Below are 20982 nucleotides of genomic sequence, written 5' to 3' on the forward strand. Positions count from 1 at the left end.
CCGGGGGGGCTGGCCGTGCGGGCCGGCTCCCCCCACGCCCCACCCCCCCCCTTCCGTCCGCCCGGCCCCCTGCCGTGCCCCCCCACGGGGCCGGGTCGGACGCAGAGGGCCGGGTCGGCATCACGCACGCGGCCGCGCGAGGACCGTCACGCGGGAGGCCACTGCGGATGCCGTGCCACAGCGACCCGCGCGGTGAGATCCGCGCGCACGGGCGACCCGGCGCCGCCGACCCCGACCGCCTCGGCCCACCGGAGCGCGAGCAGGGCGTGCCCCGCCGCGCTCGGGTGGAACGCGTCGTCGAGCAGGCCCCACGGCATGCCTTCGTTGCCCGGCCCCGTCCCCGCCGAGAACTCCGCGAACGCGGCGTGCTGATCCACCAGGACCACCACGTCCCGCGCGGCCACATCCCGGACCGCTTGGGCGAACTCGCCGATGCGGGCGCGGTCGGGCGCGTGCAGCAGGTCGACGGTCGGCGGCGTCTGCAGCACGGGCACCGCACCGAGCGCCCGCACCCGCCGCACGAACTCCGCGATCGACTCCGCGAACGCCGACATCTCGATCACAGGGTCGAGCCACTCCGTCGTGCAGTCGTTCGTGCCGATCATGAGCGTCACCACGTCGGGCCGCCAGTGCGCCACGCGACGGTCGAAGTCCCCGAGGATCAGGTCGGCCCGCCACCCCGTGATCGCGGTGTTGATCACGGCATCCTGCACCCGCCCGGCATCGCCGCGGATCAGCTCGTGCAGGTGGTCGACGTAGTTGCGGGCACCGCGGGTGTGGATGAGGCCGTGCGTGATCGAGTCGCCCGCGAACACCCAGGTGACCGGCGCTCCGGAGGCGAGCAGCCCCCGGAGCGCCGCGCGATCATCCGTCATCCGGTGACCTTCAGCTGCACGTCGATGAACCGCGGCCGGTAGATCGAGGCGTCGTCGTACACGTCACCCACGTTGTCGAACGTGTTCACGTTGTAGGAGACGAGGATGCGGTTGCCCTGACGCAGGTTCGGATGCTCGTGCGCGTTGTAGGTGAACACGTCGGGGTCTCCGTAGCTGCCGAGCGCCCCGGTCTCGGGCGTGCGGTACAGCTCGACCGGGTCGGTGAAGGGTCCGGTGGGCGAGCACGAGGTGCGCGCGACGATGCGGGTGCTGAACAGCTCGGACGTGTCCTGCGTCACCAGCAGGTAGCCGTCGCGGAAGGGGGCGACGCTGAACTCGTTGGCGACGTAGGGCACCACGGGCACGGCATCCGCCTCGTCCGCCACCCAGCTCGTGCCGTTCCAGTAGGTCCACGTGCCCTTCAGCCCGTCCTTGCCCTGCACCTTCGCGACGTACGCCGAGCGCACGCCACCGGGGTCGGCGATGCCGTAGATGTAGGTCGTGCCGCGCTCTTCCAGCGTCCACGAACCCCAGTTGATGCCGGTGGCCGAGGGCAGATCCACGATGCCCTCGAGCTGCAGGGTCTGCCCGTCGAGCGTGGCGAGGCGGTTCGCGGTCCACGCGAAGTCCCACTGCCCGGTGCCGGTGCGCGCGAACTGCAGCAGCGGCACCTGCACGGTGCCGTGACGGCCGGGCGTCGGGTCGCCGATCCAGTACCACTTGCCGTCGGGTTCGGGCGGGATGATGCCGGCCGGGTCCTCGGGGGTGCCGCCGGTGATGGTGGTGAGGTCGCCGCGGCGGTCTTGCACCACGACGGAGTTGTTCACGAAGGGCGAGTCGGTCGGACGCGACCCGTCGGGGTTCACGGTGCCGAGGAAGGTGTCCGAGAAGAACCAGCCGGTCTTCCCCTTGCCGAGCGGCATCGAGTAGGTGCTGTCGCCGCCGGTCCACTCCCCGCCGGTGTTCCCGTAGGTCGTGAAGGTCTCGGTCAGGTTCTGGTTCACGCTCGATGTCGCCGTGAGCGTCTTGTCCACCAGCGAGCACTGGCCGTCGCCGTGTCCGCCGCCATGTCCGCCGCCGGCCGGAACCGTCGCGCTCGCCGGGGCGGCGAACAGCGCTCCGGCACACAGGGATGCGGCGGCGAGACCCGCCGCGATCATGCGTCTTCTCATCTCGATCACTCCTTCGTGTTCGTGTGGGTACAGCGTGGTCCTGCGGGTCGTGCAGTGCTCGGGCGGTCCTGCTCAGCGCCCGGGGGTCTCGGAGATCCCTCCCGAGGCGTCGATGTCGTAGGTCTTCTCGCCCACGCGCAGGCCGCGCAGCACCGCATGCGGGTCGAGCGCGGCGACGCAGCCGGCCGCGCGCACCGTGCCGTCGGTCCCGACCGAGACGCCGAACAGGGCCTCGATAACGAGCTCGATCCAGGAGCCCGACGAGGAGCACGACCAGTCGATGATGTACGGCAGCTGCGGCGGGGCCTTTCGCGCGCCGCCGTTGATCCCGGGCACGGCCTCCTCGACGAAGTGCGCCTGCCCCATCGGGCCCTGATTCGCCGTGCGCGACAATCCCTCGACCCACGACGTGAGCACCTCGGGGGCGCCGAGAGCGGCCAGGGCGCGTCCGGCATCCGCGGGCCAGGCGGGGTACGCGCCGTTCCACTGATGGTCCGGGCGGGGGCTGTAGCTGGCGTCGGGGTCCCATGGGGAGAGAGCGCGCATCCAGTTGTCGGTCTGCAGTTCGCGCTGGAAGAACGAGACCATCTCGTCGCGGATGCTCGGCGCGAGGTCGTCGGCCACGGTCGTGCCGACCACGCTGAAGTCGTAGCAGTGCCGCACCGGCAGCATCGTGCCGTCGGGCTGCCCGGCGGCGAAGATGCCCTCACCCGGGAGGTAGCGCTCGATCACGGCCGGGAGCAGGGCGTCGGCCTCGGCGCGCAGCTCCGCACCGCCCGGCGCGTCGCCCTGCAGGTCGGCGAGGGAGGCGGCCGTGCGCATGCTCCACACGTTCGCGGCGTTCAGGCTCGCGACCTCGTGTGTGTACGAGCTCACGCACTCGAGCAGGTTGTCGATCTCTCCGTAATCGGCCAGGGCGGTGTCTCGGCGTAACTCCTTCCACGCCATCGCCCACTGCCGCACCGACGCGGCGACCGTTTGATCGCCGACGATCTCGTCGAGGAACGCGGTGTCGCCGGTGAAGCGCACGTAGTCGTGCACGAGCCGGGTCATGGCGTAGTCGTTCACCGAGTACCAGCGGCCGACGGGCCCGCCGGTGAGCGAGGAGGTGCCGAAGTGCGAGTGGATGTCGAGCGAGATCCAGTGCCGCACCTGGTTCCGCATCTCGGCGGGGTCGAGCAGCGCGTGGCTGACGGAGCTCAGGCTGTAGTCCCAGATGAACGTGGTGGTGCCCCAGTAGTTCGGCATGAGGGTGTCGTACGAGCGGCCGAGCACGTTCCCGGCGAAGTCGCGGCGGAACCAGATCACGCCCAGCACCGCCCACCAGTACAGGCGGCGGAGCGGCGCGGATGCCGTCTCCAGCACCGGCAGCGCGCCGGAGAACTCCCCGTCGTCGGGGTCGAAGGCGGCGTGCAGCTGTCGGTTCCAGAACTCCTCGGCCGCGGCGACGGCACCGGGCACATCCGCGGCGACGGCGTCGTACGCGCGCGCCGCATCGTCCTCGGAGATCCCGACCGCCTGCACGTAGGCCGTGCGCGCGACGCCCCCGTCCGGCACGGCGAGCACCACGGCCAACTCGCCGCCGCGCCCGTTCCCGCCGATACCCGTGTCGAATTCCTCGGGCAGCGAGGCCACTCCGCTCAGCGCCGCCGATCCGCCCGCCAGCCCCTGCACGCTCCAGGCCGCGGCATCCGCCGACGAGAACACCAGGCGCTCGCCGTCGACGGTCGCGGTGTCGCGCTCCGAGGGCGACTCCGCGTCGAGCCAGGCCTCCTGCGAGCGCGTGACCCGTGCCGCGGCCGAGAGCCCGATCCGCACCTCCCGATCCTGCGATCCGGTGTTCCGCACCGCGATGTCGATCGCCACCGCCGTCTTCCCCGGCACGCACACCGTCGTGGTCTCGATCTCCAGGTCGCCGACGGTGGCGCGCCGCACCACCCGATCCGCCCGCCACTCGTGTGTCACGGGCGCCCCGTACGAGGCGAACAGCCGTCCGTCGACGAACAGCACCGCGGTCTGCGTGAGTCCCTGCGACACGGGCGGGAACTGCACCGCGCTGATCGCGGTCAGGTCGTGATCGACGCGCACGGTCCCGAACATGTTGGTCAGGCCGGTGGGCGCGATCATGTCGTCGTAATGGTGGGTGACGGCGTCGGCGGCGAGGTCCTCGACGGTGGGGATGAGCAGATGCATGATGCCTTTCGAGGGGCGGGAGAGAGGGTCAGTACTGGCCGAGCGCGAGGCCCTTGGCGAAGAACCGCTGGGTGCAGAGGAACAGCACCACGGTGGGGAGCGAGACGAGCACGGCCGCGGCGAGCACGACCGACATCTGCGCGCCGCCGTAGGTGCTCTGCATGCCGGACAGGGTCGTGATGATGGGGCGGATGTCGTCGGACTGGCTGAGCGTGAGGCCGAGCAGCAGGTCGTTCCACACGAACGTCGCCTGCAGGATGAAGATCGCGACCAGCGCGCTCGACGCCATCGGCAGGTACAGCCGCACGAAGATGCGCCAGGTGGTGGCGCCGTCGAGCACCGCGGCCTCGAACACGTTGTGTGCGACGCCGGTGAAGAAGTTGCGCATCACGAAGGCCGAGAACGGGATCGAGATCACCGTGTAGATGATCACCATGCCGACGCGGGTGTCGAACAGGCCGATGCGCGAGTAGGCGTCGAACAGCGGCAGCAGCACCATCTGCAGCGGGAACACCGTGCCGCCGAAGATCACCACGAACCACAGGAAGCCGCGCTTGAGCCGCAGGGCCACGATCGCGTAACCGGCCGCGGCGCCCACGAGCACGGCGATGGTCGGCGAGACGATCGAGTAGATCAGGGTGCTGAGGATGCTGTCGCCGAGGCCCGACAGCTCGAACGCGTCGGCGAAGTTCTGGAACAGGTGGAAGTCGGTGGGGATCCACGACTCTTTCGAGGTGAAGGTCATCGGGTCCTTCATCGCGTTCACGACGAGGAGGTACGCGGGCAGCAGCCACACGAGTCCGAGGATGACGAGCACGGCGGTGCGGATGATCTTCGACATCACATCTCCTTCTTCGGGGAGAGCTGCTGACGCAGGTACAGCACCGACGCGACCAGGGTGATGACGGTGAGGAACACCGCGATCGCCGAGCCGAGTCCGTAGTCGCTGTTCACGAACGTCTCCTTGTACATGGTCAGCGCGAGGGTCTCGGAGACGGTGCCCGGTCCGCCCTTGGTCATGCCCCAGACGATGTCGAAGGTCTTCAGGCTCGCGACGATCGAGAGTCCGACGACCACGGCTGTGAGCGGGCGGAGCATCGGCCAGAGGATGCTGGTGAACAGGCGCACGCCGCCGGCGCCGTCGATGCGGGCGGCCTCGAGCGGCTCCTTCGGGATGGCCTGCAGGCCGATGGTGAACAGCAGCGCGTTCACGCCGACGCCCTGCCACGACGAGGCGATGATCATGACGATCGTGTTGAGCGGGGCATCCAGCAGCCACCGCGGCGGGTCGGTCACGCCGAACGCGGCGAGGGCCTGGTCGAGCGCTCCGCCCGAGGAGAGGATGAACGACCACACCACGCCGACGCCGATGCCGGAGAGGGCGTAGGGGATGAGGAAGGGGAGGCGCAGCCAGATGCCGCCGCCGAGGTTCCAGGTGAGCAGCGCGATCGCCAGGCCGATGCCGACCGGGATGATCAGGGTGCCGATCACCCAGAGCACGGTGTTCATCGCGGAGCCCACGAAGTCGCCGTCGGTGAACATCTCGACGTAGTTGTCGAGCCCGATCCAGTCGGGGCTGCCGAGGCCGTTGTACTGCGTGAAGCTCAGGAACACCGTCCACAGCAGGGGGAGGTAGAGCAGGACCGCGACCAGGATCACGCCCGGGGCGATGAAGCCCCGGGCGGACCACTGGTACGGCGACTTCTGATGCGCCATCCGGTGCTTACTCCTGCTCTGCCCAGTACTTGTCTGCCGTGGCCTGGATCTTCTCCAGGAACGGCATCGGGTCGCCGGGGTTGGCGTTGAAGGCGCCGAACTGCTCGATCGCGGTGGTCACGATCTCGGTCGGCATGGCCTCGAAGAACCGGTCGTACAGCATGTAGTCGTCGCCGGCGATCTCGGTGCCGAGCTCGGCGAGCGCGGGGTCTGCGACCTTCGCCTTCGGGTTGAACGCCACGTCGCCGTGGGCGTCGTTCCAGGCGGTCTGCGCGTCGGGCGACATCCACCATTCGGCGTAGGCGAGTCCGAGGTCGCGCTGCTTCGAGTTCTCGGCCGTGCAGATCGGGCCCGACTCGACGGCGACCGGGGTGGCGTCGAGGTCGTCGCTGACGGCGGGGATCGCGAACATCCCGTAGTCGTCGGTGGTCATGCCCGCGCCTTCGAGGTTGCCCGCGAAGAACGTGCCGAAGTTGATCATGGCGTAGTCGCCCTGCTTGAGGCCGACCGCGGGATCGGTGGTGCTGCCCGCGTCGCTGAACCAGCCGGCCTGCTGCTCTTCGAGCCACAGGTTCATGACGTCGACGATCTCGGGGTCGGTGTACTTCACGTCGCCCGTGGTGAGCCCGGCGTACAGGTCGGGGTCGGTCGAGGCGACCAGGTGCTGGAACCACTGGAAGGTGAAGAGCACGCTGGTCTGGTAGTACGGGGTGACCCCGGCATCCTTCAGCGTCTCGGCGGCGTCGTTCAGCTCGTCCCAGGTGGTGGGCACCTCGATGCCGTTGTCGGCGAAGGCGGCCTTGTTGTAGAACATGATCCAGTAGGCGATGTTCATCGGCACGCAGTACTGCTTGTCGTCGAACGTGTAGCTGTCGCGCAGCTCTTCGCTCACCCAGCCCTCGTCGACGGCCTTGGTCCAGATGTCGGTGGTCTCGGCGACCAGACCCTCGTCGACCAGCTGCTTGAGCGAGTCGCCGGTGTGCCAGGTGAACAGGCCCGGCGACTTGTCGGTGCGGAACGACTGCTTGATGAAGGCGTCGTACTGGTTCGCGTCCGAGTAGCCGGTGGTCTTGAGGGTGATGTCGACGGCCTCGCCGCTGACCTCGTTGAGCGACTCGAAGTCGGGCTTCCACGCCGCCTTGTCGGTGTAGAAGTTGAGCGTGCCGGTCACCTCTCCGGCGTCTCCGGATCCGGAGTCGCCGGAGCACCCGGCCAGAGCCAGGGTGCCGAGGAGGAGACCGGCCGCGGCAGCGGCGATTGTGCGTCGCGAAATCATTCAGAACTCCCTTGTTCGTTTGGTATCGTTACCAGAAATCTGGTTTCACGCTACCAAGGTGATGAGTGCGGTGCAAGGGATTCCCTCGCGGGATCCTCGCGGGTGCTGCGTCATTGCGGGTGCTGCTTCGGGTTGCTGTGTTCGGTTGCGTGTTCAGTTGTCGCTCGTGCGCGAGCCGCGCACGTACGCCTTGACGGTCGCGAAGCGGGCGCTGCGCGAGTTCTCGGTGCGCTCGATCCGGTACGCGCCCACCGCGGCCGGAACGATGAACGTCTCGGCGTAGTGAATGACGAAGGGCTCGAAGGTGCCGGACGGGCTGACGACCTGCACCTCATCCCCCTCGACCAGGTTGATCACGTTGACCGTGCCTTCGGTGTCGTGGTCGGCGCCGTCTGCGAACCAGTGCCGGCGCACCTCGATGAACTCGAGCTCGTGCAGGCCCGTGCTCTCCTCGGTCACGTCGCCCTCGGTGCGGATGGTCTTCACCTGGCCGAGGAGGTTGTCGCCGACCCAGGTGGTGTCGCGGTCCCACTGGATGTTGCGGGCACCGTGGTCGAGGTGCACCGGGCGGGGGATGCCGTCGAGGCCGACGCGGCCCCAGTCCCAGAGCTTGAAGGTGAAGATGAACGGCGTCGCCGAGATCTCCAGCACCATCGAGTTCGCGCCCGAGCAGTGCACGGTGCCGGCCGGGATGGCGAAGTGGTCGTGCTTGCGGGCCGGGAACGAGTTGACGTACTTGTCGGCGGGGAACGGATGCTCGCCGTCCTGCGCCGTCGCCAGATCCTGCAGCATCTCGGTGCGGTCGATGCCCTCTTTGGTGCCGAGGTAGACCACGGCATCGTCGCCGACGTCGAGCATGTAGTAGCTCTCGTCCTGCGTGTAGTGCATGCCGAACGTGTTCTGGATGTAGTCGGTCAGCGGGTGCACCTGCAGGCTGAGGTTGCCGCCGTCCATCGTGTCGAGGAAGTCGAAGCGGATCGGGAACTCGGCCCCGAAGCGGGAGAACGTCTTGGCGCCCAGCAGGTCGACCGGGCGGCGGAAGACCAGGTCGAGCGCGGGGATCTCGATCACGCCGCCCTCTCCCTCCAGCAGCAGCGAGTTCTCCTCGGGCACGCAGTCGAAGCACCACGCGTAGTTGTCCTTCGAGGGGTCGAGGCCGATGAGGTTCTTCATCCACTGCCCGCCCCACACTCCGGGGTCGAAGAACGGCACGACGCGGAACGGCCGGTGCGCGGCATCCTTCAACGCCTGGCGGAACGCAGTGCCGGTGATCATGCCGGCTTCGGGGGAGTCCGGATGCCGCTCGGCCGGGGCGATCGCGTTGCCGTCGAGCACGAAGTCGACCGTGTCGAACAGGCTGCGCTTGTGGCGGTCGGCGACGCGCCATTCGACGAAGAACCCGCGCTTGTACTTACGCAGATTGTCTTCCGCGGCGTTGTCCGCGCGCCAGTTCGTGGCGCCCTTGCGCTGGCGCAGCTGGATCTCCCAGCGGGCCATGTCGACGAGCACGGTCGCTGCGGCGCCGTCGAGCCGGGGGCGGAGGAGCTCGGATCCCCAGCCGATCACGACGGTCGGGTTCTGCGCGATGCTGCCCGCGAGGGCATCGAGCTTCGCGGCGTCGTAGAAGTCGGTCAGGGTGAAGTGGCTCATCACACCGAAGACGCGGTCGTCGGTGAGGTTCGGGGCGATCAGCTGCTCGACCTCGGCGACCGGGCGGGCGGCGGTCTCGGCGTCGACCACGGTCCAGTCCGGCAGGGCCGCGCGCACGGCGGCCGTGAGGGCGGGGACGTCGACTCCCGGGTAGGTGTCCACCAGCAGCACGGGGGCGGTGCCGGTCACGCGGGCGCAGGCCTCGGCGAGTTCGGCGGCGGCGGTCCAGCCCTCGGCGCCGCGGAGGATGCGCTCGCCCGCGGGGAGCGCCACGGTCGGCTGGGTGTCGTAGCGACCTCGGGTGGTGTGCCCTTCGTGCATGTCGCTGATCGGGGTGGTCACTGTGCCTCCTGCGGTGTGGCGGTGTGTGTGGTCGTGGCGCGGGCGAGGACGCTGAGTCCGCGGGCGACGGAGAGTTCGGGCTCGGGCGGGACGACGAAGCGCGGCGGCGTCATCGAGGGCCAGAGGTGTGCGCGGACGTGGGCTTCGATCGGGGTGCGCACAGCGTCGCCCGCGCGCAGGATCCCGCCGGACAGGATCACCACCGCCGGGTCGTACGAGTGCACGAGCGAGGTGACGACCGCGCCCCACACGTGCAGGAAGCGGTCGCGGATCGCGGGGTGCGCGTCGGTCGTGAAGACCTCGGTCATGGTGGTGCCGGCGGGGAGCGCCCACGTGCTCGCGAGGGCTTCTCCGCATCCGACGTTCCCACACGGGCAGACCGGTCCGTCGAGGTCGACCGTGAGGTGTCCGCCGAGGATGCCGGCGTGCCCGGTGCGTCCGCGCAGGGGTGTGCCGTCGATCAGGGCCGCGGTGCCGATGCCGGTGCCGAGGGTGACGAGCACCGCATCGCGCTCGCCGGCCGCGCTGCCGGTCGAGGTCTCGCCGATCAGGGCCGCCCTGGCGTCGTTCTCGACCACGGCGGGGAGGCCGAACTCGGTGAGCGCCCAGGCGTTCAGGTCGAAGTCCTCGAGGAAGTCGTACTTGGCGTTGGCGTGCAGCATCCGTCCGGTGCGGGGGTCGACGACGCCCGGGACGGCGATGGCGACTGCATCCGCGGTTCGGCCGGTCTCGGCGGGGTCGGTCTCAGCGGGGTCGGGCGAGGTTCGGCCGGTCTCGGTTCGGCCGGTCGAGGTTCGGCCGGTCTCGGCGAGGTCGGTCTCGGCGAGGTCGGTCTCGGCGAGGAGTCGGCGTGCTTCGGCGGCGGCGGCGGGCAGGTCGGCGGGGCTGCCGAGGACGGGAATGCTGCCCGTTGCGACGACACGGCTGCCGTCGGTCACGGCGAGCTTGATCTCGGTGCCCCCGAAATCGATGCACAGCTCCATCCGGCCTCCTCGTCGCCTCATCCGACTGCCTCGTCGGTGATTGGTAACGTTATCAACGAGGGGTGGGGGTGTCAAGACTCGACCGGATGTCGGGAAGTTCTGCCGAGTGCACGGCCTCCTGGCGGGGATTTTCCCGACAGGTGTCCGAACTCCCGACGGGTGTACGTGATCCCGACAGGTGTCCGAACTCCCGACGGGTGTCCGAACTCCCGACGGGCCTTCCGAACCCCTCGCGGTGACGATTCGCCGAGATGATGACGATTCGCCGACTTTTCGACACGAATCGTCCGGGAATCGTCCGACCCTCGGCGAATCGTCCGACCACGCCGCGGGTCGTCGCCCCACCCACACCCCCGCGGCGAGTCAGCGCACGCTGCGGAGCGAGACCGGCAGCTCGACCTCGCGCGGCGCGGTGTCCCGGTCCCCTCCGTCGAGGCGGTCGAGCAGCAGGCGCGTGGCGGTGCGGCCGAGCTCGCGGGGGTCGTGGTCGATCACACTGATCGGCACCGGCGAGAGTTCGGCGAGCTCGAAGTCGTCGAAGCTCATGATCTCCGGGAAGTCGGCGGGCGTCCGCGGTCCGGCGTCGAGCTGGGTGCTGATCTCTTTGAGCGCGCCGATGGCGTTGCGGTTGTTGGCGCAGAAGATGGCGGTGGGCGGATGCTCGGCGCCGAGCAGTGCGCGCGTGGCTTCACGGGCCTGATCGACGGTCTGCTGGTTGGCGGCGACGATGTGCGGGTCGACGGCGAGCCCGCGTTCCTCGAGTGCCCGCACGTAGCCGGCGTATCGGCGTTCACCGGTGAAGATCGACAGGGCGTTGCCGAGGTAGCCGATGCGGGTGTGGCCGCGGTCGATGAGCGCGATCGTGCCGCGGTAGGCGCCGTCGTCGTCGGCGAGCACGACGCTGTCGACCGCGAGTCCGTCGATGCGGCGCGAGGCGAGCACGACGGGCACGCCCTGGTTCTGCGAGTGTGCGAGGTGGGCCGAGGTGGGGCCGGCGGGCACGACGATGAGTCCGTCGACGCGGCGGCCGAGGAAGTCGCCGACGAGGTCGGCCTCGCGCACGGCATCCTCCGAGGTGTTGCCGAGCAGGATGCGGCGGCCGGTGAGTGCGGCCTCCTCTTCGACGCCGAGCGCGAAGGTGCTGTAGTACGGGTTGGCGATGTTGGTGATCGCGACGCCGATCAGTCCGCTGCTGTGGCCGGGGCGGATGCTGCGGGCGTTCTCATTGCGGTGGTAGCCGAGTTCGGCGACGGCTTCCATGACGCGCTGCTGCACGTCGGGTTTGACGTTGAGTCCGCCTGAGAGCGTGCGCGAGACAGTCATGGGGCTGACGCCCGCTCGGATGGCGACCTCTTTGACGGTCGGGCGGCGCGTGCGTTCGCTCATCCTGCCCTCCGGAGTGTCGTGCCTGCGATCTAGGGAACGTTACCAGCGGGGTCGTCCTTCCGGGGTGCTGCCCGGTTCGTCCGCCGCGGTGCGTGCGCACAACTCAGGAAGAACCTGCCGGCGAGGCCGCTTTGTTGAGGGTTCGGGCCGGAGTCGGCACGAACTTCCTGAGTTATGAACCGTGTCGGCGGCGCTCTCCCCGGCGGCGCGTGCACAACTCCTCCGAATCTCGGCCGGAAAGGGCTCCCGGTGCCGGTTCCGGGCGCAACCCGACCGTTGCTGAGGAGTTGTGCACGCGGGCCCAGCATGCCAACCCGTCACGCACGGAAACGCGAGGTGCGACCGCGCCGGACCGTCCGTAGATTGGATGGACCCCGCTGTGAATGGAGTCTCCCGTGCCCGGAATCCGCGCCCTGCGCCCGTCCTGTACGAACGCCGTCGGCTGAGCCACCGGAAACCACGACGATGACCGCGCACACCTCACCGCATCCGTTCGACGAACGCACCCGCCTCTTCCTCGACAGGCCGCAGAGCCGCAAGTGGAGTCTGCACCCCGGTCGCATCGGGGCGTGGGTGGCGGAGATGGACTTCGGGGTCGCGCCCGAGATCGCCGAGGCGCTGCACCGGGCGGTCGACGACGAGAACCTCGGATACCTCTCTCCGCCGCAGGCCGCAGAGCTGGGTGAGGCCACCGCCGAGTGGATGCAGGGGGAGTACGGCTGGGCGGTCGACCCGGAGCGCGTGCATCCGGTCTCCGATGTGATGGCGGCTCTCGGTGTCGCGGTGCAGGAGTATGCGCCCGCAGGTTCGCCAGTGATCGTGCCGACTCCGGCCTATATGCCGTTTTTGACATATCTGCCGGCGATCGGGCATCCGGTGATCGAGGTTCCCGGTGTGGAGGTCGACGGACACTGGCAGCACGACCTGCAGCGCATCGATGAGGCGTTCACCGCCGGCGCCCGGACGCTCGTGCTCTGCAACCCGCACAACCCGACCGGCACGATCGTCGGGCGCGAAGAGCTCGAGGCCATCGCCGAGATCGTCGAGCGGCACGGTGGCCGGGTGTTCGCCGACGAGATCCACGCGCCGCTGCGATACGACGGCGCGCCGTTCGTGCCGTACGCGTCGGTGTCGGAGGCGACGGCCGCGCACACGGTGACGGGCACGAGCGCGTCGAAGGCGTGGAACATCCCGGGGCTGAAGACCGCGCAGCTCATCACCTCGAACGAAACGGATCAGCAGCTGTACAAGCGGTTCGGGTTCGCGGTGCAGCATGGGGCTTCGACCCTCGGCGTCGTCGCCTCGACGGCGGCGTATCGCGCGGGCAAGCCCTGGCTGTCGGACGTGCTCGACTACCTCGACGGGTCGCGGCGGGAGCTCGCCGCGCTGGTCGCGGAGCATCTCCCCGGCGCCGTGTACCGGGTGCCCGAGGCGACCTACATCGGCTGGATCGACACTCGTGCGCTCGGGATCCCGGGGCCGCCGGCGGAGTTCTTCCGCGAGCAGGCCGGGGTCGTGCTCACCGAGGGTCGGCTGCTCGGGCGGGGTGCGGAGGGCTTCGTCCGGGTCGTGTTCGCGACTCCGCGCCCGATCCTCGAAGAGGCGTTCGCGGCGATGGGCGATGCGGTGCGGCGGGCCGGTTCCACGCGCTGAGGTGACCGGGTCGGACACCTCCGCGGAGGGTGTCAAGGGGCTCTGCGGTTGTCGGTCTTCTGTCGTAGAAAGGGAGGCGAGAGAAGGGATCCCGCATGGCCGCAGGTGATATCGAGACGTTCCAACGCAATGGCATCTGGTTCAACCGCATCGAGGGTGAATCGCAGACGTTGGGCGCGAGCTTCGAGACCGAGGCCGAGGCGGTGAAGGCCGCTCGTGGTGCGGCGATGGCGCGCCAGGTCGCGCACACGGTGCGCACCGAAGAGGGCCCCTCCAAGGATGAGAGCGCGTACGAGCGTCACCCGCGAGACCTGATCGGATGAGCGTGCCGCCCGAATCCACACACGCTGCCGGGGCCGAGCGGCGGATGCTGTTGCAGGCATGTGTCAACGGTGCCAGGGATCCGGCGGAGCATCCGTGGCTGAGCCTGGATGAGGGCGTGGTCGCCGACGATGCCGCCCGGGCCGTGGCCGCCGGTGCCCGCGAGGTGCACGTGCATCCGAAGGATGCGGCCGGGCGCGACAGCCTGGCGGCCGACGATGTCGCGCGATGGGTCGCGGCGGTGCGTCGAGCGGCGCCGGGTGTTCCGGTCGGGGTGACGACCGGCGAGTGGGCCGAGCCCGACGTCGAGCGTCGCCTGGCGGCGATCGAGTCGTGGACCGAGCTGCCCGATCACGCATCCGTCAACTGGCATGAGTCCGGTGCCGACGAGGTGGCGGCCCTGCTGCTGCGCCGTGGTGTGGCGGTCGAAGCGGGGCTGTGGGATGCGGCGGGCTTCGAGGTGTGGAAGCGCTCGCCCGTGCGTGCACAGTGCCTGCGAGTTCTGATCGAGCTGCCGGATGAGCCGGCCGAGACCGTTCGCGAGCACGCCGAGGGGATGATCGCGCACGTGGCGCTCGAGGAGCCTGAGCTGCCGGTGCTGTTGCACGGCGAGGAGGGGTCGACGTGGCCGTTGTTCGACCTCGCGGTCGAGCTCGGCTTGGATGCGCGCATCGGCTTGGAAGACACTCTGCTGCTTCCCGATGGGAGCACGGCGCCGGGGAATGCGGCCCTGGTGCGCGCGGCAGTGGAGCGGATGCGGGGAGTCTGACGCGAGGTGCCGTGGGTCTGCGGCATCCTGAAGCCATGTTCGGCGACAGCATCCTCCTCATCATCCTGTTCTGGTCGGCCGTGATCCTCATCGGCGTCCTCATCACGTGGCTGGTGATCTACTCGGCCGTGCGTGCGGCTCTCACGTCTCACCGGCAGGCGATGGCGAGGGATGGGCGTCCCGGTCAGGTCTGAGCAGCGGGCGGATAGGCGGGCGACGGGTGTCGTCGTCTGCCAGTGAATACGGTCGCGCCTTCCCGCGGTGTCGGCATCCGTATGCCAACGTCTCCCCATGACCGAAATATCGCCCGCTGCCGATCAGCCCGCGCGCGCTCGCGCTCTGCCCTTCGCGATCGGGGTCGGCGGGGGTGTGCTGGGGATTCTGCCCTGGCTGGTCGGCGGTGGGATGCTTCCGCTGCAGAACCTGTGGGCGGCGGCGACGATGCCCGAGGACATGCCGTTCGTGCTGCTGCCGCTGAGCCAGTACTTCGCCACGTTGCTCTTCTCGGTGCTGCTTCTGGGCGGAGTCTTCGCCGGGTTCGCGCTGCATTTCGTGGCGCGCCGTCGCGCGGTCGCCGTGTGGCCCGCGGCCCTCGGGGTGCTGCTCGTGCACGTGATCGCGGTGATGCAGAGCTTCGCTGTGCTGGCAGGAGGGCTCGGGCTCGGTCGCGGCGGCGACAGTCGGGCGATGCTCTACTTCGCCGGGCTCCTCGGCGGTGTGGTCGCGGCGATTCTCCTCTCGCAGCTGGGGTTCTGGATGACGTCGCGGCGTTCGGTCGGCGTGGTCGCGCTCGGTGTCGTGCTCGCGGCGGTGCCGTTCGGCAACTGGATCAGCCGGTTTTTCGTGGCCGTCACGGGCGAGGTGTCCCCGCCGCTGTTCCTCCCGGACCTGCTGCGCTGGCTGCCCGCGGTCGTCGTGGGTGCGGCGCTGGTGTGGTGCGGGGTGCGGCCGGCGTGGCGGATCGTGGTCTGGGTCGCAGGGTTGCTCGCGCTGTGGATCCTGCCCGCGCTGTTCACGGCGATCCAGTACGGGCTCGGCATGCGGGTGCTCGACGGCAACCTGCCTGAGATGGCGCAGGCGGCGGTGCAGGTGTTCCCGATGGTGCTCGCCGAGGTGTGGCTCCCGGTGGTCGTCGCGCTCGTGATCGGCGTCGTCGGCACGGTGGTGCGGATGGTGGTCGAGCGGGATCGGACGCCGGCGGTCGTGGACCACGGCGCGCCCGACGCTGCGGTCTGAACCGTCGTCAGTCGCCCGCGCGTTCCCATCCCGACCAGTCGGGGCGGTCGACGATGCAGAACCGGTTGCCCTCGGGGTCTTCCATGATCACGTAGTCCGCGTCGGCGGGGCGTCCGTCCCAGTGCACCTCGCGGGCGCCCAGCTCGGCCAGTCGGCGTACTTCGGTGGCCTGGTCTTCGGCGTAGATGTCGAGGTGGATGCGCGGCGGCAGCACGCGTTCGGAGTGGTGGGCGTCGAGGGAGATGCAGGGGGCGTCGGCGTCGCGGGGTTTCAGTACGACCCAGTCGTCTTCCGCCGGGTCGCGTTCGACGTAGTCGAGGGCCGCTTTCCAGAAGCGGGCCTGCGCGGGGAGATCGTTCACGCGGATCACGATCGATGCGAGCTTCAGCATGCGGTCGAGTGTAGGGCGGGGTGGGGGGACGTGGACCTACGGGCGCCACCGCTATCGCGGCTGGATGCGCAGCAATCAACATCATCATCGGTGGCTTGTGCGCGGTGGGGTTCGGAATCTCTGCTGCGATTGCGCAGGGGGCGTACGCCGCGGGTAATTGCCTTGGCTGGTTCTTCACGCCGATCGGGAACAACCCCTTCGTCGAGCCCCGCGGTACGAGTCATTGCCGCTGAATAGACTGAGGACGGTTCGATCGAGGGAGATTTCATGTTCAACCGATTGACGCGAACAACTTACCGATGGATTTCGCTTGCGATTTCCCTCGTAGCGATCGCTTTGACGCCGCTAATCATCTTCGAATTGATTCCGGCCTATGTCGGCATCATGGCGTTCGTGGCGGTCGTCATCTGGATTGCCATCGGGACAGTCGCGTCGAAGTCTCCAACGTGGTCGCAGGAGCGACGTTCCACGTCGCCTAGCCACTCTCCGCGGACATGATGTCTCTTCTCCGGCGACATCTGCACTCGAGTGGCTAACCTCGCGAAACGCTCGGCTGGTAATCCAGTCGAGCGTTTCGCGACGGCTGGAGTCCGGGCCGCTCTCCCGAAGCGGCCTGCGTGGTCCTCACGGCCAGGCGCTGAGCTCTGGCCCAGGAACGCGAAACGCCCCCGCCGTTCGGGTCGGCGGGGGCGTTGGTTTCGCGGGTGCGGGTTACTGCACCGACCATCCGCCGTCGGAGGCGAGGATGGCGCCGTTGATGTTCACGGCGTCGTCCGACAGCAGGAACGTGATGGATGCCGCCAGGTGCTCGGCCGTGGCGACGGTCGGGATCGCCTGCTGGAACGGGGCGAGGCGGCCGGAGCCGTACTCCGACATGTTCGGGGGCATCGGGATGCCGGTGGCGACGCCGCCCGGGGCGACGGAGTTCACGCGGATGCCCTTCGGCCCGTACATGAAGGCTGCGGACTTCGTGACGCCGATGATGCCGTGCTTGCTGGCCGTGTAGGCGTTGCCCGAGGCGTTGCCGCGCAGACCGGCCTCGCTTGAGACGTTGAGGATCGCGCCGCGACCGGCTGCTTCCATCACGGGGATGACCGCGCGCATGAGCTTGAACGGAGCGGTGAGGTTGATCGCGATGACGCGGTCCCAGACGGCGTCCGGGGTCTCGCCGGCGGGGGAGAAGTCGTCGTTGATGCCGGCGACATTGGCGAGGCCGTCGATGCGGTCGCCCGCGGCGGCGACGACGGCGTCGATCGCGTCCTGCTTGGTGAGGTCGCCGGCGACCGTGACGATGTCGGCATCCGGGAGCTCGGCCTTGAGGGCGTCGAGCTTCTCGGCGGCGATGTCGCTGGCGATCACGCGTCCGCCTTCGCGGGCGATGCGCGAGGCGGTGGCCTTGCCGATGCCCGAGGCGGCGCCCGTGACGATGACGGTCTTGCCGGCGAAGCGGCCGGCGGTGACCTTCTCCGTCCAGCCCTCGGAGGCGTCGTCTTCGGGGATCTCGCCGCCGTTGGCCGCGCGCACGAGGTCGTCGACGACCGACTGGGGGAGCTGGCCCTGGCTCATCGCGACGAGCTGCTGCAGGGGCAGGCCCAGCACGGGGGTAAGGAGTTCGGGGTCGGCACCGGTTTGCTCGAAGAGTGCGCGGATGAGGGGCCCGCCGGTCGGGTCGTTCATCCAGTCGCCGATGGTGGAGTGTGCGGTGAGGGCCATGCTCTTTCTCCTTGTTCGAGTTTCGCAACGGTGCGTCTACTTATATTCCAGTGTACGCCTGAGTACGCTCGAAAGGTGCCCCGTCCTCGTAGTGAAAAAGCCCGCCAATCCGTGCTGGAGGCGATGCGGCGCGCGCTCGCCGCAGACGGGTACGAGGCCGTGACGATCGAGGGTCTCGCCGAGTCGGCGGAGGTCTCGAAGCAGACGATCTATCGGTGGTGGCCGTCGAAGGCCGCGATCCTCGGTGAGGCGCTGCTCGAGGGCGGGTTGCCCGGGGCGGATGTCGCGGTACCGATGACCGCCGACCTCGGGGCGGATCTACGGGCGTGGTTGTCGGCGATGTCCGCCGGGTTGGCTCGGCCCGAGGGCGTGGCGCTGGCGCGGGCGCTCATCGAGGTGACGGCGGCCGATCCCGAGCTCGGGTTGGTGTTGAACGAGCGGCTGGCGGCACCGATCCGCGAGTGGGTGGCCGAGCGGGTGTCGCGCGGGCGTGCCGACGGGGACGTGCGGGCGGATGTGGATGCTGCCGCGATCGCGGATCAGTTCATCGCGATGGCGTCGTACTCCGCGCTGATCGGGCAGCCGTTGAGTGCGGAGCGGGTGGAGGAGACGGTGGTGCGGTTGCTGCGGGGGATTGCTGCGGGTTAGCGTCCGCGACCGTGATGACTTTCGCAACGCGCCGATGTTCGGCCGCAACGTCATCGGATGCCAAGATCTAGATCGTGACCACAGAGGAATCAAAACCGGCGCGTACGCCGGTTCAAGAGTGCGAGACGATCATCGCATCCGTAAAGGAGAAGGCGGACAAGAACAAGTTCCGCGCTAGGTTCTTGGTCTGGTCGATGACCATATCCACGGCTGCGATTCCAGTCGTGATTATCGCGTCGGGAGAGGATGCCTTCTGGGGGAAGGTTGTTCCAGCCGCCCTTGCAGCCGCGTCCGCTCTGCTAGTCGCGATCAATAACCTGGAGCGTCCTCACGAACGTTGGGTGCTGTATCGCCGCTATCATCGACTTTTTGCTGCGGAAGCGAAGAACTACCGCTTCCGAGTGAAGCCGTATGCAGGAATCAATAGGGACCGACGGCTAGGGGAGAGGATCGCGAACTTGGAAATCGACCTTCAAGCAGAATGGGAAGGGCTCATACCGAAGCGCAGCGAGATTTCTTCCGCAGGGACTGTGAAGTAGATGTCGGCGTCCGAGAGTTTTGAGCATGCGTCTTGCGCGTTCAAGAGTCATTACGGAGACGCGCGATTACATGTGTACTCCTTCGGAGAGCACGAGGAAGATAACCTTCTTTGCTTCGAAGTGCCCTCAGGCGGTGCTGCCGATCCTCTGGTGCGGGTCCAAAGTGCTTGCTACACGGCTGAGATCTTCCGAAGCACCGATTGCGATTGCCATGAGCAGCTGCACGAGAGCCTTGAGCGGATTTTTGCTGATGGCGGCCTGCTGATCTATATGATCTGTGACGGTCGCGGTGCAGGCCTGCTGACCAAGATTCGCGGGCTCGCTCTCGGGGACACGGAGCAACTCGATACACACGACGCCTATGAGCGCTTGGGCGTGGAGACGGATCCGCGTGAGTACGCGAGGGTCGCTCAAGTGCTGCTTGATCGCGGGGTGAAGGGGCTGCGTCTTCTCACAAACAACCCAAGAAAGATCGATGGCCTGATTGCCAAGGGGCTCAAGGTTGAGAGAGTCCCCCTGCAGATTCCACCTACGCCAGATTCGTTGCCCTACCTCAGTACCAAGCGAGCAAAGATGGGGCACCTGCTGGATCAGTTAGCTGTCCACCCCGGGGAGAAGACTAGTTGACCTAGTTGTTCGGTCGGCGCGCCTTCGATGCTATTGGTCTAGGTCGGCTTGCCCCACCTCTGTACGAGGTCGGACGCCGTCAGGACCGGGCGCAGGCGCGGCTCTTGGAGGGGGATGAGTTCGGTCGCCTTCGGCAGCCCCCGTCGGCTTCGTCGACACGTACCCGCTCTCAGCGGTGTCGACGCGGAAGGTCTCGTGCTAGATGCCGACCCACCCGGAGCCTTGCGCGCTGTGCGGTTGAAGGTGGTCCAGGCGGGGCGGTACTCCTGCGTCGGGCTGGATGCATACGCGTAGAGCCTGTCGACTAAGGGCCGTACTGCACAGCGTAGAGTCCGTGGCGATACGTGCGGGCAGAGGCGAACGGCGAACCGCCCCGCTACCGACTGAGTAGCGAGGCGGTCGGCGGCCGAGCTCAGGAATCGCGGGAGCGTCGCTCCCTCCGGGCGACGCAAATGGTCAGAACCAACGCGCCGATGATGAGGGCGAAGCCTGCGAGCCAGAAGGTCCACACGGCGTTCTGGAACAGGTCCAGTTTCGCGACCACCGGAAGAGCAACGCCGATAAGGACCATTGCCGCGACGGCGGCACGCTCACGTGAAGTGCCGTGGACACGTTCAGTCGTCACGAGACCATCGCCTTCGCTACACATTCCCCAGCAGTGGATCCGATGATGCCGCCAGCAGCGGCGACGCAAGCCGCGCATCCGATACCGAGCGTCGCACCGCAGATGACGCCACACGCTACTCCGATGGCGACGAGTGCCCACTGCGCAATGCCTGCGCTCGTTAGGCACTTGTTCAAGGTGTCCCAGTTGAAGGCCGACTGCGCAGTCCCAGCCGCCGCGGGCTCAGCGCCATCCGACACGAGCTGGTCGAGCTTCAATTGGTCGTCCTGCCATAGGGCCACCCTTCCCGAGTGCTCCGTCTGCGCCTGATAGACGACCTCCGCTCGTGAGGCGATGCTCCCATCGGGATTGAACATGACCGTGTACCCCGAGATGTCGAGCAGGTTCAGTGTGGCGACATACGGGACGCGGAGAATGCGTGACCCGTTCTCCGTCTCCCTCGTGAAAGCCTGGGACGTATCGAGCTCCAGCCCGCTCTGCGTAACCGTGCGGGCGTTGATTCCAGCATCCTTCAGAAGACGCTTGGTCGTCGACGGCGACGCCGGCTCCGTGTTTTGTGCGTACTCGACGAGCTTGTCTCCCACGTTTTCGGTGGACGACGCGATAGGCGACTCGAACGATGCTGTTTGAGGTTGACTTGTGGCCCTTGTCGGAGACGGTGCCGCTGCGGCCCCTGGCCCTGTGCGGCCGCTCATGGCGACCGTCAACGCGATTGCCACTGCGACAAGGCAGGCAACTGCCGCCAGCAAGATATGTGTCAGGCGGCGTTCCCTTCCCTCGCTCGTCAACGATCGACTGTTGGTTTCGGCGATTTTCATCATTGCTCCTTCGCTGATCAACCCCGCTCTAACGTGTAAAACGTTACTC

The 20982-nt window shown here is 68.2% G+C and carries 21 protein-coding genes; 8 read left to right on the forward strand and 13 right to left on the reverse strand.

Annotated features, from left to right (window positions below; genetic code table 11):
* Positions 1–146: 146 nt before the first annotated feature.
* The 9 genes from ACWGO6_RS16130 to ACWGO6_RS16170 all read right to left on the reverse strand — a co-directional run bounded on the left by ACWGO6_RS16130 (position 147) and on the right by ACWGO6_RS16170 (position 11593).
* Positions 147–875 carry an SGNH/GDSL hydrolase family protein gene (locus ACWGO6_RS16130; protein WP_452327259.1) on the reverse strand — a complete coding sequence of 243 codons (729 nt, stop codon included), beginning with the start codon at positions 873–875 and terminating at the stop codon, positions 147–149.
* Entirely contained in the window at positions 872–2047 is a 1176-nt protein-coding gene (locus ACWGO6_RS16135; RefSeq protein ID WP_452327260.1) for a DUF4185 domain-containing protein, read from the reverse strand. The genes ACWGO6_RS16130 and ACWGO6_RS16135 overlap by 4 nt, the downstream gene beginning before the upstream one ends.
* Before the next feature lie 72 nt (positions 2048–2119).
* Positions 2120–4240 carry a hypothetical protein gene (locus ACWGO6_RS16140; protein WP_452327261.1) on the reverse strand — a complete coding sequence of 707 codons (2121 nt, stop codon included), beginning with the start codon at positions 4238–4240 and terminating at the stop codon, positions 2120–2122.
* A 28-nt stretch (positions 4241–4268) separates the two neighbouring features.
* A complete protein-coding gene (locus tag ACWGO6_RS16145) occupies positions 4269–5081 on the reverse strand; it encodes a carbohydrate ABC transporter permease (RefSeq protein ID WP_136041817.1) in 813 nt (270 codons plus the stop codon).
* Positions 5081–5956: a carbohydrate ABC transporter permease gene (locus ACWGO6_RS16150; RefSeq protein WP_376102188.1), complete on the reverse strand. Its 876-nt coding sequence runs from the start codon at positions 5954–5956 to the stop codon at positions 5081–5083. Before ACWGO6_RS16150 ends, ACWGO6_RS16145 begins: the two co-directional genes overlap by 1 nt.
* A gap of 7 nt (positions 5957–5963) precedes the next feature.
* The gene (locus ACWGO6_RS16155; RefSeq protein ID WP_452327262.1) at positions 5964–7232 is read right to left on the reverse strand and encodes an ABC transporter substrate-binding protein; all 1269 of its coding nucleotides are present in this window, start codon (positions 7230–7232) and stop codon (positions 5964–5966) included.
* 153 nt (positions 7233–7385) lie between these two features.
* Positions 7386–9224 (reverse strand): class I mannose-6-phosphate isomerase, encoded by a 1839-nt coding sequence (locus ACWGO6_RS16160; protein ID WP_452327263.1) that lies wholly within the window; start codon positions 9222–9224, stop codon positions 7386–7388.
* Positions 9221–10207, reverse strand: coding sequence for an ROK family protein (locus ACWGO6_RS16165; protein WP_452327264.1), 987 nt, complete (start codon positions 10205–10207; stop codon positions 9221–9223). The genes ACWGO6_RS16160 and ACWGO6_RS16165 overlap by 4 nt, the downstream gene beginning before the upstream one ends.
* Positions 10208–10570: 363 nt before the next feature.
* Positions 10571–11593, reverse strand: a complete 1023-nt coding sequence (locus tag ACWGO6_RS16170) for a LacI family DNA-binding transcriptional regulator (RefSeq protein ID WP_452327265.1) — start codon at positions 11591–11593, stop codon at positions 10571–10573.
* 465 nt (positions 11594–12058) lie between these two features.
* Between ACWGO6_RS16170 and ACWGO6_RS16175 the strand changes: the two genes are divergently transcribed.
* From ACWGO6_RS16175 to ACWGO6_RS16195, 5 genes are all read left to right on the forward strand, one after another.
* Entirely contained in the window at positions 12059–13246 is a 1188-nt protein-coding gene (locus ACWGO6_RS16175; RefSeq protein ID WP_452327266.1) for a MalY/PatB family protein, read from the forward strand.
* A 95-nt stretch (positions 13247–13341) separates the two neighbouring features.
* Positions 13342–13569, forward strand: a complete 228-nt coding sequence (locus ACWGO6_RS16180; RefSeq protein ID WP_136041823.1) for a DUF2188 domain-containing protein — start codon at positions 13342–13344, stop codon at positions 13567–13569.
* Positions 13566–14336 (forward strand): 3-keto-5-aminohexanoate cleavage protein, encoded by a 771-nt coding sequence (locus ACWGO6_RS16185; protein WP_452327267.1) that lies wholly within the window; start codon positions 13566–13568, stop codon positions 14334–14336. The genes ACWGO6_RS16180 and ACWGO6_RS16185 overlap by 4 nt, the downstream gene beginning before the upstream one ends.
* 35 nt (positions 14337–14371) lie before the next feature.
* Entirely contained in the window at positions 14372–14530 is a 159-nt protein-coding gene (locus ACWGO6_RS16190; protein WP_156027153.1) for a hypothetical protein, read from the forward strand.
* Positions 14531–14627: 97 nt separating this feature from the next.
* Complete coding sequence (locus ACWGO6_RS16195) at positions 14628–15572, forward strand: hypothetical protein (RefSeq protein ID WP_452327268.1); 945 nt, start codon at positions 14628–14630, stop codon at positions 15570–15572.
* Positions 15573–15579: 7 nt separating this feature from the next.
* Here the strand turns inward: ACWGO6_RS16195 and ACWGO6_RS16200 are convergent, their stop codons facing one another.
* Positions 15580–15963: a VOC family protein gene (locus tag ACWGO6_RS16200; RefSeq protein WP_452327269.1), complete on the reverse strand. Its 384-nt coding sequence runs from the start codon at positions 15961–15963 to the stop codon at positions 15580–15582.
* A gap of 711 nt (positions 15964–16674) precedes the next feature.
* Positions 16675–17676: an SDR family NAD(P)-dependent oxidoreductase gene (locus tag ACWGO6_RS16205; protein ID WP_136041828.1), complete on the reverse strand. Its 1002-nt coding sequence runs from the start codon at positions 17674–17676 to the stop codon at positions 16675–16677.
* A gap of 75 nt (positions 17677–17751) precedes the next feature.
* Between ACWGO6_RS16205 and ACWGO6_RS16210 the strand changes: the two genes are divergently transcribed.
* The 3 genes from ACWGO6_RS16210 (at position 17752) to ACWGO6_RS16220 (ending at position 19490) form a co-directional block, all read left to right on the forward strand.
* Positions 17752–18324, forward strand: a complete 573-nt coding sequence (locus ACWGO6_RS16210; protein ID WP_452327270.1) for a TetR/AcrR family transcriptional regulator — start codon at positions 17752–17754, stop codon at positions 18322–18324.
* A gap of 74 nt (positions 18325–18398) precedes the next feature.
* Positions 18399–18863: a DUF4231 domain-containing protein gene (locus ACWGO6_RS16215; protein WP_452327271.1), complete on the forward strand. Its 465-nt coding sequence runs from the start codon at positions 18399–18401 to the stop codon at positions 18861–18863.
* Positions 18864–19490 carry a GTP cyclohydrolase II gene (locus tag ACWGO6_RS16220; protein WP_452327272.1) on the forward strand — a complete coding sequence of 209 codons (627 nt, stop codon included), beginning with the start codon at positions 18864–18866 and terminating at the stop codon, positions 19488–19490.
* A 412-nt stretch (positions 19491–19902) separates the two neighbouring features.
* On the opposite strand, the gene ACWGO6_RS16225 is transcribed toward ACWGO6_RS16220, so the two are convergent.
* Together ACWGO6_RS16225 and ACWGO6_RS16230 are read right to left on the reverse strand one after the other, a co-directional pair.
* The gene (locus tag ACWGO6_RS16225; protein WP_452327273.1) at positions 19903–20115 is read right to left on the reverse strand and encodes a hypothetical protein; all 213 of its coding nucleotides are present in this window, start codon (positions 20113–20115) and stop codon (positions 19903–19905) included.
* The gene (locus tag ACWGO6_RS16230; protein WP_452327274.1) at positions 20112–20936 is read right to left on the reverse strand and encodes a hypothetical protein; all 825 of its coding nucleotides are present in this window, start codon (positions 20934–20936) and stop codon (positions 20112–20114) included. Before ACWGO6_RS16230 ends, ACWGO6_RS16225 begins: the two co-directional genes overlap by 4 nt.
* Positions 20937–20982 lie beyond the last annotated feature (46 nt).

This window comes from Microbacterium sp. NPDC055665 (assembly GCF_053618035.1).